Annotated in this window: 14 protein-coding genes; 7 read left to right on the top strand and 7 right to left on the bottom strand. The window is 46.1% G+C overall.

Annotation, left to right across the window (positions count from 1 at the left end; genetic code table 11):
• The first annotated feature begins 38 nt into the window (after window positions 1–38).
• Window positions 39–1013, top strand: coding sequence for a TonB family protein (locus AC1DYT_RS13945; protein ID WP_477470195.1), 975 nt, complete (start codon window positions 39–41; stop codon window positions 1011–1013).
• Window positions 1014–1017: 4 nt separating this feature from the next.
• On the opposite strand, the gene AC1DYT_RS13940 is transcribed toward AC1DYT_RS13945, so the two are convergent.
• Window positions 1018–1542: a hypothetical protein gene (locus tag AC1DYT_RS13940; protein WP_477470194.1), complete on the bottom strand. Its 525-nt coding sequence runs from the start codon at window positions 1540–1542 to the stop codon at window positions 1018–1020.
• Between the two features lie 255 nt (window positions 1543–1797).
• Here AC1DYT_RS13940 and carB point away from each other — a divergent pair, with 255 nt between their 5' ends.
• Together carB and AC1DYT_RS13930 are read left to right on the top strand one after the other, a co-directional pair.
• Window positions 1798–4614 carry a carbamoyl-phosphate synthase large subunit gene (gene carB, locus AC1DYT_RS13935; RefSeq protein WP_477470193.1) on the top strand — a complete coding sequence of 939 codons (2817 nt, stop codon included), beginning with the start codon at window positions 1798–1800 and terminating at the stop codon, window positions 4612–4614.
• An 89-nt stretch (window positions 4615–4703) separates the two neighbouring features.
• Entirely contained in the window at window positions 4704–5402 is a 699-nt protein-coding gene (locus AC1DYT_RS13930) for a hypothetical protein (RefSeq protein WP_477470192.1), read from the top strand.
• A 116-nt stretch (window positions 5403–5518) separates the two neighbouring features.
• Here AC1DYT_RS13930 and AC1DYT_RS13925 read toward each other — a convergent pair whose 3' ends face one another.
• Window positions 5519–5869, bottom strand: a complete 351-nt coding sequence (locus tag AC1DYT_RS13925) for a DUF4920 domain-containing protein (protein ID WP_477470191.1) — start codon at window positions 5867–5869, stop codon at window positions 5519–5521.
• 207 nt (window positions 5870–6076) lie between these two features.
• Between AC1DYT_RS13925 and AC1DYT_RS13920 the strand changes: the two genes are divergently transcribed.
• From AC1DYT_RS13920 to AC1DYT_RS13905, 4 genes are all read left to right on the top strand, one after another.
• Window positions 6077–6673: a ribonuclease HII gene (locus tag AC1DYT_RS13920; RefSeq protein ID WP_477470190.1), complete on the top strand. Its 597-nt coding sequence runs from the start codon at window positions 6077–6079 to the stop codon at window positions 6671–6673.
• 62 nt (window positions 6674–6735) lie between these two features.
• A complete protein-coding gene (locus AC1DYT_RS13915) occupies window positions 6736–7932 on the top strand; it encodes a glycosyltransferase family 4 protein (RefSeq protein WP_477470189.1) in 1197 nt (398 codons plus the stop codon).
• Between the two features lie 53 nt (window positions 7933–7985).
• Window positions 7986–9065, top strand: a complete 1080-nt coding sequence (gcvT, locus tag AC1DYT_RS13910; RefSeq protein WP_477470188.1) for a glycine cleavage system aminomethyltransferase GcvT — start codon at window positions 7986–7988, stop codon at window positions 9063–9065.
• Window positions 9066–9190: 125 nt separating this feature from the next.
• Complete coding sequence (locus AC1DYT_RS13905) at window positions 9191–9907, top strand: 2-phosphosulfolactate phosphatase (RefSeq protein ID WP_477470187.1); 717 nt, start codon at window positions 9191–9193, stop codon at window positions 9905–9907.
• Here the strand turns inward: AC1DYT_RS13905 and AC1DYT_RS13900 are convergent.
• The 5 genes from AC1DYT_RS13900 to rsgA all read right to left on the bottom strand — a co-directional run bounded on the left by AC1DYT_RS13900 (window position 9904) and on the right by rsgA (window position 13412).
• Window positions 9904–10854, bottom strand: a complete 951-nt coding sequence (locus AC1DYT_RS13900) for a DUF4349 domain-containing protein (RefSeq protein ID WP_477470186.1) — start codon at window positions 10852–10854, stop codon at window positions 9904–9906. The two genes, AC1DYT_RS13905 and AC1DYT_RS13900, sit on opposite strands and share 4 nt — an antisense overlap.
• A 121-nt stretch (window positions 10855–10975) precedes the next feature.
• Entirely contained in the window at window positions 10976–11302 is a 327-nt protein-coding gene (locus AC1DYT_RS13895) for a nucleotide pyrophosphohydrolase (protein WP_477470185.1), read from the bottom strand.
• A gap of 168 nt (window positions 11303–11470) precedes the next feature.
• Window positions 11471–11845, bottom strand: a complete 375-nt coding sequence (locus AC1DYT_RS13890; RefSeq protein WP_477470184.1) for a GxxExxY protein — start codon at window positions 11843–11845, stop codon at window positions 11471–11473.
• A 134-nt stretch (window positions 11846–11979) separates the two neighbouring features.
• A complete protein-coding gene (gene dtd, locus AC1DYT_RS13885) occupies window positions 11980–12438 on the bottom strand; it encodes a D-aminoacyl-tRNA deacylase (RefSeq protein ID WP_477470183.1) in 459 nt (152 codons plus the stop codon).
• A gap of 56 nt (window positions 12439–12494) precedes the next feature.
• Window positions 12495–13412, bottom strand: coding sequence for a ribosome small subunit-dependent GTPase A (gene rsgA / locus AC1DYT_RS13880; RefSeq protein WP_477470182.1), 918 nt, complete (start codon window positions 13410–13412; stop codon window positions 12495–12497).
• Window positions 13413–13572: the final 160 nt, after the last annotated feature.

Genomic DNA, 13572 nt, shown 5'->3' with positions numbered 1-13572 from the left:
GGAATATATTATATTAGCTTCAGCTTAAACTTTTTTCAATGAAACTGTTTTTTTCCGCTGTCTTAGTTTTCTTCGCATCGCTGTGCTTTGCGCAAAACCAAAACGTATATTATTATAAAAACAATGGCGATACGGTTTCTACCAAAGATAGCGCCGATTTTATCCGCAAGGTTGGCGAACAAGACGCCGCAACCAAGCTCTTTCCTGTTACGGACTATTATCTCGACGGAACACTAAAATTGAAAGGCAAAACAACTACTGCTCTATCCGGCAGGTTTGAAGGCCCCCGCGTGGAATATTTCAAAAACGGCAAACAGCGTTCTGCTGCAAACTACCGTAGGGGTTTTATAATAGGCGATAGCTATACTTATTACCCTAACGGTAAGATATATATGCACGAAAAATATCCAAATATAAAAAGCCAGCAAAAAGAGGAGTATTTTGAGTTTCAATACCTTCGTGAAGTATACGACTCTTTGGGTACAGTGATGTTTAGCAGCGGCAACGGTCATTTCACCAGATATGATGATGATTTTACCGAAAGCATTGAAGATGGTGATATAAAAAACAATAAGCGCACTGGCACCTGGCGCGGAAGTGTCAAGAAAACAAATATAGCTTTTGAAGAACAATACGTAGACGGCATGCTGATATCAGGCATTTTCACCCAAAATGGAAAAACTGGGAGTTATAGTGGGCAACGCGTTGTACAACCCAAATTTCCCGGCGATGATAACGCCTTTAACTGGTATTTGGCTAGAAAGATACACTACCCCGCCGTTGAGCGAGAACGAGGTATACAAGGCAGGGTTAGCATTTCATTTTATGTTAACGCCGATGGAAGTGTAACAGACGTAAAAATGCGCGAAGGGTTAAGTCCCGGAATAGATAGCGAGGCTATCAGAGCTGTACAAGCTTCGCCGCGCTGGATACCCGGTACAGAATTCGGGATACCAGTAAGGATGAACTATGTAGTGCCGTTAGCATTTGCCTTAGATACGAAAAACTATTAGCAGCCTATTTAGACGGGTCGGCACTTATGCCCAATACCACCCTTAGGCTGGCATCTATAGCGCTTTTGTTGCGCAACTGGTAAACCATCCTTATGCGCACGTTTTTCTCGCGCACCAGTTCGTCCAAAAAATGGGTGTTATCTATATCCAACACAATGCTGGGGCCACTATTGGTGCCAATATCCGTGCGCGATGCCACCAATACTTCGCCCTCGCCGTTTGCCTTGGCCATGTAAATTTTGGCGAATACCAGGTTGCCGATATTAAAATCAGAGGGTATAGTGGCCGTCATTTTAGCCGATACGATATGCACATCGCTTACGCGGCTGCCATTATTGCCCTTAACGGCAAAATTCTGGTCGAAACTATTGCCCTGGCTTACGGCCGTCAATGTTGTGCCCGTGGCCGATGATGCCGGTATAACCAGGGTAGCCGTATAGGGGAAACTGGATTTTATGATGGACTGCATGGTGCCGCAGCTTGTAAATACCAGGGCAAATGCGGCTAAAATAAGTAATGGCTTTTTCATGATAACAGGGGATTAGCAAGATGGTTTAAAGCTAGTATAAACAACGCATTTTTACGTTATAAGTTTCGGTAATGTTGGCTTACGGGGGCAAGATTTATTAAATTGAAAAATTAAATTTCAAATACCCGTAAATTGCTATCTTTGCACCCCGACACTGAAGTCGGGATTTTCGCCTTCAGTGCATAGGAAAATTCGTTATCAAACATTGATATACTTTGACTTCTTACTTAGAACTTTTTAATTAAAAAAAGCCCTATGCCCAAAGATACCTCCATCAAATCCATCCTGATCATCGGCTCCGGTCCTATTATTATTGGCCAGGCATGCGAATTTGATTACGCCGGCTCCCAAGCTGCCCTTTCGCTTAAAGACGAAGGCATCACCGTAACCATCATCAACAGCAACCCCGCCACCATCATGACGGATAAGGTTATTGGCGATAATGTTTATCTGCTGCCCCTCACCTGCGAAAGCATCGAGAAAATACTTAACGAGCAAAAAATTGATGCTGTACTGCCTACTATGGGTGGCCAAACCGCACTTAACCTTTGTATTGAGGCAGATGAGCGCGGCATTTGGAAAAAATACGGCGTGAAAATAGTAGGCGTTGATATTGCCGCTATAGAGAAAACCGAGAACCGCGAAGCCTTCCGCCAGTTAATGGTGGATATAGGCGTGGGCGTAGCTACTTCTAAAATTGCCAATTCGTTCCTCGAAGGTAAAGAAGCCGCACAAAGCATTGGTTTTCCGTTGGTAATACGCCCAAGCTATACGCTGGGTGGTAAAGGCGCAGGTTTCGTACACAAAAAAGAAGATTTTGATGCTGCACTAAGCCGCGGCTTGCAGGCATCGCCAACCCACGAGGTATTGGTAGAGCAAGCTGTGTTGGGCTGGAAAGAATACGAACTGGAATTGCTGCGCGATAGTAACGACAACGTAATTATCATCTGCTCTATTGAGAACTTCGACCCGATGGGTATCCACACCGGCGACTCGATAACCGTGGCCCCGGCCATGACCTTGAGCGACCGTTGCTACCAGGAGATGCGCAACCAGGCCATCAAAATGATGCGTGCCATTGGCAATTTCGCTGGCGGCTGTAATGTGCAGTTCTCGGTAAACCCCGCAAACGAAGAGATCATCGCCATAGAGATAAACCCACGCGTATCGCGCTCATCGGCTCTGGCATCAAAAGCAACCGGCTACCCAATTGCCAAAATAGCTGCAAAGCTGGCCATTGGCTACAACCTGGATGAGATAGAGAACCAAATTACCAAAACAACTTCTGCATACTTTGAGCCAACGTTGGATTACGTTATCGTAAAAATCCCCCGCTGGAACTTCGATAAATTCAAAGGCGCTAACCGCGAACTTGGCCTTACCATGAAATCGGTAGGCGAGGTAATGGGTATAGGCCGCAGCTTTATAGAGGCGTTGCAGAAGGCTTGCCAGAGTTTGGAAATTGGCCGCGCCGGCTTAGGTGCCGATGGCCGCCAAAGCCGCAACCTGGAAGAGATTATGCACAGCCTGGAAAAACCAAGCTGGGACAGGCTCTTCCACATCTACGATGCCATGAGCCTGGGCGTACCTGTAGAATCTATTCGCAAAGCCACTAAGATCGATCGCTGGTTCCTGAACCAGATACAGGAAGTGGTGAATATGGAGAACGAGCTTCGCCGCTATTCACTAAACAACATCCCAGAAGACTTCTTCTTCACGCTTAAACAAAAAGGCTTCTCGGATACGCAGATAGCCTACATATTGGGCAACGTTACCGAAGAGGACGTTTACCAACGCCGCCAGGCATTAAACATCCGCCGCGTTTATAAAATGGTAGATACCTGCGCTGCAGAATTTGCCGCCAAAACGCCTTACTACTACTCAACTTACGAGGGAGAGAACGAATCCATCGTATCAGATAAAAAGAAAGTTATTGTATTAGGTTCGGGCCCTAACCGTATTGGCCAGGGTATCGAATTCGACTACAGCTGCGTGCATGGCTTGCTGGCCGCAAAAGAAACCGGCTTCGAAGCCATCATGATCAATTGTAACCCGGAGACGGTTTCTACCGACTTTAACATGGCCGATAAGCTATACTTTGAGCCGGTTTACTGGGAGCATGTGCGCGAGATTATCGAACTGGAGAAACCCGTCGGCGTTATCGTTCAGCTTGGCGGGCAAACCGCATTGAAGATGGCCGAAAAACTGCATCAGCATGGCATTAAGATTATCGGTACATCTTTCGATAATATGGATATTGCCGAAGACCGTGGCCGTTTCTCCGACCTGTTGAAAGAACTAGATATCCCTTACCCTAAATATGGCGTTGCCGAAAGTGCCGAAGAGGCATTGGTTGTAGCGCACGAGGTGGGTTACCCGGTACTGGTTCGCCCAAGTTATGTATTAGGCGGGCAGGGCATGAGCATCGTGATAAACGATGAGGACCTGGAGAAAGCAGTAGTAAATCTGTTGAAAAACCTGCCCGGCAACCGCGTGCTGATCGATCACTTCCTGGATCGCGCTTCCGAAACTGAATCGGACTCTATCCATGATGGCGAAGACGTGCACATCATAGGTATGATGGAACATATCGAGCCTGCCGGCATCCACTCGGGCGATTCTTTTGCTGTATTGCCTCCGTTCGATCTGAGCGACAGCGTAATCAGCCAGATGGAAGAATACACCGCTAAAATAGCACGTGCCTTAAATGTACGCGGCTTGCTTAACATACAATTTGCGGTTAAGAACGATAAAGTTTACGTGATAGAGGCCAACCCGCGTGCATCCCGTACGGTACCTTTCATTGCCAAAGCATATGATGTACCGTACATTAACATAGCCGCCAAAGTGATGCTGGGCGTAAACAAACTGAAGGATTTCACTATAGAACGCAAGCTTTGGGGTTATGCCATCAAAGAGCCTATATTCTCTTTCGATAAATTCCCGGAAGTAAACAAGGAGCTTGGCCCCGAGATGAAGTCTACCGGCGAAGCTATCAGGTTTATTCCTAACCTGCAGGACCCATATTTCAGGCACCTGTACAAAGAAAAATCAATGTACTTAAGTAAATAATTTTACTATCGCTTTGCGAATATGAAAATTATTGGTTTAATTGCGTGCAATTAACGCAATAGAAAAAGGTTTAATTTAGTTATATCGTATTGAAACTGAACATAAAAACCGCCAACCCTTCGGCGTACAATTTAAACAATGTTGATCCTGAGGACATCAGTGATGTATTGGTTAAGGTAGAAAAGTCGTTCGATATTACCTTTGGTGATGACGATTTAAAGGATACAAAAACCTTTGGCGCATTATGCGATGTGGTTGTGGCAAAAGTGAAGCATGCGCAGGCGGATAGCTGTACCACGCAACAGGCATTTTACAAGCTGCGCAATGCCATTAACGCCAGAAACCCGACTGAAAAATACCTGGTGAAACCTCAAACCAAGCTTTGCGAGCTTTTCCCACGGGATAACCGCATCGAAGTAGTTGCGGATATTGAGGCTGAAATGGGCTTCCATATGAACCTGTTGCACCCAAAACCATGGATTACCTGGAGTTTTGGGCTCCTGTTGGTTGCATCGCTGGGCTTATTCTTCTTTAACTCTACCGTAGCGTTTATTGGCCTGGTAATTTCTATAGCAGGCTTAAGGCTTGCCGGCCGTTTTGGTAAAGAATTAAAAGTAAAAACAATCGGTGATCTGGCCGAGAAAATCGCCCGCGAACATTATTTAAAATGCCGCCGCGATGCTTCTACCGTAAACCGTACGGAGATTGTTCAAAAAATAAAAGATCTTTTCGCTCAAGATTTGGACCTTGAGCCTTCGGCTTTAACCAAGGAAGCGAAGTTTGCGTAAGCCAGTTTCTGAACTCGAATTCAACGAATTTTTGGAATTTATCGAATACAAATAGTCGAAATGAATTCTGGAAATTCGTTAATTCCATAAATTCGAGTTCAGACAATCTCCGTCGATCACTCATCCACCACCAATCCCCGCACCTCAAATATCAAGGGCTTTTTCGGTGCCGGCCTGTTGTTCGCTGTTTTTTTATCGTTAGGGCTAGTGGGCTTTTGAGCTACGCCATCAATAATAACTACGCGACCAGCAAGGGCCTTAGGCAAATTGATACCATAATTCTTGAAATGCGCCGCTATTATTTGCCCCTGGCCCGCATCCATCTCAAACCAGCCGCCTTTTGATTTAGTTACGCGGATAACGCGGCCCCTTACCGCAGTGGTTATGCGGGTTTGCCTCTCCATACGTGTTTCCAACTGTGCGGCGCTTACCGGGCCTATGGTATTCGGCTTTAGTCCGTAAACCATGCCGTGTGGCAAAGGCGGCCTTTTTTGCGAAAAGGCTAAGTGCCCGACGCATACCGTCCAAAGAAAGAATATCATGATAACAGCCCGCATATCATAGCAACATTGCTTTGCGCGAACGGTTTTGTTTAAAAAGGATGATGTTTTAATTGTTCTTTCATGTTGCGGCCCAATGCAGTATTTTGGATATTTGCAGCAGGGAAACAAAAAATGTTATTAGCACGGTATCAGCACGATTTATTGGAAGCAGGCTGCGATGAAGCCGGCAGGGGCTGCCTGGCCGGCCCTGTATTTGCCGCTGCGGTAATACTTCCGCACGATTTCGACCATCACTTGCTTAACGATTCTAAACAGCTTAGCGAAGAAGAGCGTTACCAGCTGCGTACAGAAATTGAGCAAACAGCCCTCGCCTACGCCGTTGCCTGGTGCGATAACCACGAGATAGACCGAATAAACATCCTGAATGCATCGTTCTTAGCCATGCACCGCGCTGTAGATAAGCTGCATTTAGCGCCGCAGTTTTTGATTATCGATGGTAACCGTTTCAATAAATACGGCACCACCCCACATGCCTGCATCATTAAAGGCGATGGCAAATACTTCAGCATTGCAGCAGCATCGGTGCTCGCCAAAACCTACCGCGACGATTATATGTGCCAGATTGCTGCCGAGCATCCCGAATACAATTGGCCCAGTAATAAGGGTTACCCAACCATCAGCCACCGCAATGCCGTGCTGGCACTTGGCCATACGCCATATCATCGTAAAACTTTCCGCATTACCGACCCGCAGTTGAGTGTTTTTTAGGCCGCGCATTGCCAAAGCGTGCCGCGTTTGATACCTTTGGCCAAACCCGTTATATACACGCCTTGAGGATACTTATTTTAACACACCGTGTGCCGTTTCCGCAAAACGGAGGCTACCCTATTGTGGTGGGTAACACCATAAAGGGTTTGGTGACGCACGGGCACCAGGTATCGCTCATTTCTATTAACGTAAAAAAACATACCGACAAAATTTCTGAACGGGACGAGCTGCTCAACAAAATAGCCTATACCGAGTATGATATAGATACGCACGTATCGGCAGTAGAATTCGTAAGCAACCTGTTCACCAAAAACCCTTATAATATCGATAAGTATTATAACGTGGGGTTCGAAAAGCTTTTGGTACAGAACCTTAAGGACAACGCGTACGACATCATCCAGCTGGAAGGGCTCTTCGTAGCGCCGTACCTCAGTGCCATCCGCAAAGCAACGAAGGCGAAGGTGATATACCGCGCGCACAATATAGAGCACCAGGTGTGGCGCAGGCTGGCCCAGCAAAAAGGCGATCCCTTCAAAAAATGGTATCTTAACCTGCTTGCCCGCCGCGTAAAAACTTACGAGATGGAACTGCTCAACAAGTTCGATGGCATTGTCGTATTCACAAGTCAGGATAAAACCTCCATGCTATCCTTCGGCACAAAAATACCGCTGCAGGTGTTGCCTATAGGGGTCGATTTAAGTAAGTACCGGCCCGAGCCGGAAAAAACGGAATGCCCGAGCCTGTTTTTCCTGGGCTCGCTGGACTGGTTGCCCAATCGCGAGGGGATAGAATGGTTCCTGGATAATTTTCATAAGGATATCGTAGACGGCGAACTGAAAGTTAAATTTTACGTAGCCGGCAACGCCATCCCCGAAGAATTCGACGAATACGAAGTGCCCGGAAAGGTATTTATACAGGGCGAGGTAGATGATGCGCTGGAATTTGTAAACAGCAAATCTATTATGATCGTCCCCTTATTAAGCGGTGGCGGCATGCGGGTAAAAATAGTTGAAGGCATGGCCATGCAAAAATGCATCATCTCTACCACCATCGGTGCCGAGGGCATTAACTTTGTAGATGGTGAGAGTATATTGATCGCGAACAATGCCGGCGAATTCTATGACGCTATGGCCAAATGCATCCGCGATGAAGAATATTGCCGAATAGTTGGCGAAAATGCCCGCAGGTTGATTGAGCTGCAGCACGACGTAAATAAGATTACTGACGGCTTGGTTCAGTTTTACCAGTCGGTTATCTAAACAGTGGGCATTTAAAGCTATTTTACTACTTTTGCCCCCGATAAACAACAACCATGAAAAATACTGCATTAACCGGGGTACATACCCAGCTCGGCGCTAAAATGGTACCCTTTGCGGGCTACAACATGCCGGTACAATATACAGGCATCAACGCCGAACACGAAACCGTACGCAAAGCCGTTGGCGTATTCGACGTAAGCCACATGGGCGAATTTATCTTGAAAGGCGATGGCGCACTGGCCCTGATACAAAAAGTAACCAGCAACGATGCCTCAAAATTATACGACGGCAAAGTGCAATACTCCTGCCTGCCAAACGAAGACGGCGGCATTGTAGATGACCTGCTGGTTTACCGTATTGATGAAAAGACCTACATGCTGGTGGTAAACGCCTCCAACATCGACAAAGACTGGGACTGGATTTCCAAATACAATACCGATGGCGTGGAGATGAAAAACATCAGCGACCGCACATCGCTGCTGGCCGTGCAAGGCCCCAAGGCTGCCGATGCCTTACAGAGCCTTACGGATATCGACCTGGCATCGATGGAATACTATACCTTTAAAAAAGGCACGTTTGCAGGTATTGATAATGTAGTGGTATCTGCCACGGGCTATACCGGTGCCGGTGGTTTTGAGATATATTTCGATAACGAGCATGCCGAATTTATTTGGGATGCCGTATTCAAGGCCGGCGAACCCTTCGGTATCAAACCGATTGGTTTGGCCGCACGTGATACTCTGCGCCTGGAAATGGGCTTTTGCCTTTACGGTAACGATATCGACGATACCACATCGCCGCTAGAGGCCGGCCTGGGCTGGGTGACTAAATTCAGCAAGGAGTTCACCAACTCCGAAGCTTTGCAGGCGCAAAAACAAGCAGGCGTAAGCCAAAAACTGGTTGGCTTTGAAATGATAGACCGCGGTATCCCCCGCCACGATTACGCCATTGTAGATGCCGAAGGCAACAACATCGGCCGTGTAACCTCGGGCACGCAGTCACCATCGCTACAAAAGGCGATAGGCTTGGGCTATGTGAAGAATGAGTTCGCCAAAGAAGGCTCAGAAATATTCATTAGCATCCGCGATAACAAAGTAAAAGCAAAGGTGGTAAAGCCGCCGTTTTATAAATAGGGGCTTCGCCCGTCATTGAATCATTGGGTCATTGAGTCATTGGTAGATGTCGTGTACCCAATGAGTCGCTATAAGATAATGACTCAATGACCTAATGACCCAATGACAACGAAGTGAATGACCCAATGACACGCAGTTTAGACGTTTGCCTTACCCCGGCGCTTATCCCTTTATACAACGTATCCGATTATATCGTAGTGGTTATCGATATTTTCCGTGCCACATCCTCTATTTGTTACGGCATTGAAAATGGGGCAGAGGCTATCATCCCGGTATCTGAAGTTGAAGAGTGCGCAGCCTACCGCGAAAAAGGATTGGATTACCTATTGGCTGCCGAGCGTGATGGAAAAGTAGTGGACGGTTTTGATTTTGGAAACTCTCCGTTTTCGTACACGCAGGAAAAAGTATCCGGCAAAACCGTTGTCCTTACCACTACCAACGGCACCCATGCGCTACATTTGTCGCGAAGCGCAAAGCGCATTGTTATCGGCTCGTTCCTTAACCTTACCGCTCTTTGCGACTGGCTGATCACCCAAGACGAAAACATCCTGTTGGTTTGCGCGGGCTGGAAGAATAACTTCAACCTGGAAGATACCCTTTTTGCCGGTGCCGTTATAGAGCAACTGAAAAACAAAGGCTATGTGCTGGACGACCCATCCATCGCGGCTAACGACCTGTTCCAACTGGGCAAAAACGACATCCCGCAATACCTCAGCAAAACATCGCACGGCGAACGTCTTAAAAAGCTGGGCATAGAAAAGGATATTGCCTTTTGTCTGCAAGTGGATATTGCTACCGCCATCCCGGTTTTGGATGGCGATAGGTTGGTGAAGCTGGTCTAAGCCGCTTTAGCTGCCAGGCGGCGTTTACGCCACCGTTTAATAAGCAGGTAAAACCCAAACAGCACAAACCAATAAGGCCACAAGGATAATATCCCGAAGAACAAGCTTTGCAGCAATGCATACCCATCGCTAAACGACTCCTTTAACCGGTACCAAAAGCCCACGCTGGTTTCTATTTGTGCAGGCTGCGTGGTATAAAAGGTAATGGATAATGAACTATATGCTACCTGCTTGTTGAGGTAGTTGAACTGCCCTTGCGTAGATTCTATATCCGAGCGGATATCTGCAAGCTTGTTCTCAATCTCCAGCATTTCAGATATTTTAGTCGCCCGTTTCAGCAATTCCAGGTAGCGTGCCTCCAGCAGCTTTTTATTTTCCAAGCGGGTTTTGGTATCGATGAATTCAGTAGTAACATCTTTTATGCTGATGTTCTTGCTGTCTATTTTGGTGGCGGTAGAAGATACCGAACCCAGGAAAGTATCGAAATTTGCGGCAGGAATCTTAACGTTCAGCACAAATTCCTTCCGGCAATCGTTTCCATTATCGGTTTGGTTATCTTCATCAACGTACCCTCCGTTTCTTTTGAGCGAGGCTAAAATCTGCTTGCGCGTAGCTGCTACATCGCTCGTCTCGAAGCTGATATCGCCATCTTTAATTATCTTTTTTTCAATGCTTGCCGCAGGTTTATCCGCTGTAACCTGATGTACGTCGGCATTACCAACTGGTTCATCAATGGCGACGGCGGCGGAACCCGCACCCACCTCGGCAACCAACGGCGGCGGAAATCTGACGGCATCCACTTTAGGCGTAGGCGGCATATCCACGTTAAAGGTTTTCGAGCTCCCGACATTAGCGGCAGAATCTAAGGCAAGTAAATCTGACCGGCGGGGGTTATTACATGCCACAAGGCATATTAATGCGGGTAAAAAGATAAGATAGGTTTTCATAATAATGCGGTTTGATTTAAGCTTAAAACGCAAGATACATTATTATATTATATAATTATTGGATAAAACAAAATATAATTTCGTTAAAGTCCAATTAAAAGAATATTGTATTGGAACGCGACTATTTCAGCTTCTCATTATTCCGGTGCCGGTCCGCATCGCGGATACTTTTTTTGATCATGTTTTTTTCCAGGGCTTCCGTAAGATTAATGCCCGTTTGGTTAGCCAGGCATATCAGCACAAAAAGCACGTCGGCCATTTCATCGGCCAGGTTAACCTCTGTATCCGATTTTTTGAAGGATTGCTCGCCGTACTGCCGGGCCATAATACGGGCCACTTCACCAACCTCCTCCATTAAAATGGCGGTGTTGGTGAGTTCGTTAAAATAACGGATGCCGGTGGTTTTTATCCAGTTATCAACAAGGGTTTGGGCTTCGTCAATAGTCATTGTTTCTTGAGTGAACACGAATTAAAGGAAATTGAGACGAATTTCACTAATTATTGGAGAAGGAATTGAGTGAACACGAATTCGAAGAAAATTGAACCAAATTTCACGAATTGAGTGAACACGAATGGAATCGAATTTAAAACAAATTTCACGAATTTTTAGCATTACTTAGAATACAACGCGCTGATATTCGAATGAAGGTGCACCAAAATTAAGTACAAGCCCTAATCGCAAACCGGACGCTTTAAGATAATTGAGCGTTTGTTTAAGATATGGTTCGCCGATATAATCGGCAGCTTTAACTTCAAGAATGATATTATCTAACACAACAAAATCGGCTGCAAAACAGTGCTTCAGTTTTTGTTCCCGATAGTAAATATCATACAATTTTTCCCTTTGAAAAGAAAACCCAATCCTCGCAAACTCTATTTCTAAGGCATCTTTATAAACAACTTCTTTGAAGCCATGCCCTAAAGCCTTGTGTACTTCAAAGCAGGCCCCAATAATTTTGTAAGATTCTTCCTTAAATAAAATATCGGCCATAGAACAATTCGCGCTTTAAATAATTAGTGCAATTCGTTTTAATTCTTTCCCTAATTCGTGTTCGTTCAAAGTCATTTACATTCCTTTCGTGAAATTCGCCTTAATTTTTTTTAATTCGTGTTCACTCAATAACACTAGTGGTTTTCCCTATCCTTAGTGTCCATCACAATGGTTACCGGCCCATCATTCAATAAACTTATCTTCATATCTGCACCGAAAATCCCGGCCGCAATTTTTTTGCCGGTGAGGGTTTCCAGCGTGCTTATCATCTTTTCGTACATCGGTATTGCTTTATCAGGCCGGGCAGCGCGAATAAACGAAGGCCGATTACCCTTTTTTGTTTGGGCAAACAGCGTGAATTGCGATATCAGCAAAATATCGCCACCAACATCAGCAAGGGCTTTGTTCATCAAGCCGTTCTCATCGCCAAAAACACGCATGCCCATAATTTTTTGCGCCAGCCATTGCAGGTCTTCATCCGTATCGGCATCTTCGATGCCTACCAAAACCAAAAATCCAAGCCCAATTTGCCCGGTAATGTTGCCATCAACCGTGCAGCTTGCCTGTGTAACTCGTTGTATAACCGCTCGCATGTTTTATCGTTTCTCTCTATTCAAAATTCGGCTCCCCCTTCAGGGGGCTGGGGGGCCTACGCCCTCGTATCGTTCCCGTTATAAATGCTTAGATAACTATCGTATCGCGATATAGCGATATCACCTTCTTCTATAGCCTCAAGCACTGCGCAGCCCGGCTCGTTGATGTGGYGGCAATTGTTGAAACGGCATTGGTTCATCAGCTCCCGCATCTCGGGGAAGAAATGGCCAAGTTCCTGTTTTTCTATGTCGATAACGCCCAGTTCGCGAATGCCGGGGGTATCGATGATATAGCCACCCTGTGGCAGTTCGAACATTTCGGCGAAGGTGGTGGTGTGCATGCCCTTATCGCTCCAGTCGGATATCATGTGTGTACGCAGATCTAAATCGGGTAGCAAGCGGTTAATCAGGCTTGATTTTCCAACGCCCGAGTGGCCGGAGAAAAGCGTCACCTTATCTTTCAACAAATCCTGAACAGTATCGATATGCGTCCCCTCCAATGCCGAAACCGAGTAGCATTTATAGCCGATGTTCTCGTAAACGGATTGGTATTCCGCTAATATTTCCAATCCCTCGTCGCTGAAAAGATCGAGTTTATTGAATATCAGGCAGGCGTTTATACCGTAGGCTTCGGCAGTAACTAAAAAACGGTCGATAAAGCCTAAAGAGGTGCGGGGCGATGCCAGCGTTACTACCAAAAGTGCCAAATCCAGGTTGGCAGCGATAATCTGCGCCTGCTTGCTTAGGTTGATAGATTTGCGGATGATGTAATTTTTGCGCTGGTGCAGGTTGGTTACCACGCCGGTTTCCTGCTCGGGCTCCATTTCAAAATCCACCACGTCGCCTACGGCCAATGGGTTGGTGGTGGTAATACCCTTGGTGCGGAATTTTCCTTTAATACGGCAATCTATAGTCTGTTCCCCGGCTTTTACCTGGTACCAGCTTCCGGTTGATTTTGTTACGAGCCCCTGCATACGGCCGCAATTTAGGAAAGATAAACAGGCAATTAAAAATAAAATCGCCCGGGCATTTGTTTATTAGGAAATAATCTACTTACTTTACCGACATTATATATGACAACTAACAACACCACAATTACAACTATTATTACCACCGGGATAAAACTTGGAGGAA

It is taken from the genome of Mucilaginibacter sp. P1_D10 (assembly GCF_056406215.1).
This window is presented reverse-complemented; position numbering and strand designations above follow the sequence as displayed.

Bases quoted from the DNA above. Each gene is read 5' to 3' on its own strand.
- AC1DYT_RS13945 (WP_477470195.1), top strand. From the start codon at position 39: ATGAAACTGTTTTTTTCCGCTGTCTTAGTTTTCTTCGCATCGCTGTGC.
- AC1DYT_RS13940 (WP_477470194.1), bottom strand. From the start codon at position 1,542: ATGAAAAAGCCATTACTTATTTTAGCCGCATTTGCCCTGGTATTTACA.
- carB (WP_477470193.1), top strand. From the start codon at position 1,798: ATGCCCAAAGATACCTCCATCAAATCCATCCTGATCATCGGCTCCGGT.
- AC1DYT_RS13925 (WP_477470191.1), bottom strand. From the start codon at position 5,869: ATGGTTTACGGACTAAAGCCGAATACCATAGGCCCGGTAAGCGCCGCA.
- AC1DYT_RS13920 (WP_477470190.1), top strand. From the start codon at position 6,077: ATGTTATTAGCACGGTATCAGCACGATTTATTGGAAGCAGGCTGCGAT.
- gcvT (WP_477470188.1), top strand. From the start codon at position 7,986: ATGAAAAATACTGCATTAACCGGGGTACATACCCAGCTCGGCGCTAAA.
- AC1DYT_RS13905 (WP_477470187.1), top strand. From the start codon at position 9,191: ATGACACGCAGTTTAGACGTTTGCCTTACCCCGGCGCTTATCCCTTTA.
- AC1DYT_RS13900 (WP_477470186.1), bottom strand. From the start codon at position 10,854: ATGAAAACCTATCTTATCTTTTTACCCGCATTAATATGCCTTGTGGCA.
- AC1DYT_RS13895 (WP_477470185.1), bottom strand. From the start codon at position 11,302: ATGACTATTGACGAAGCCCAAACCCTTGTTGATAACTGGATAAAAACC.
- AC1DYT_RS13890 (WP_477470184.1), bottom strand. From the start codon at position 11,845: ATGGCCGATATTTTATTTAAGGAAGAATCTTACAAAATTATTGGGGCC.
- dtd (WP_477470183.1), bottom strand. From the start codon at position 12,438: ATGCGAGCGGTTATACAACGAGTTACACAGGCAAGCTGCACGGTTGAT.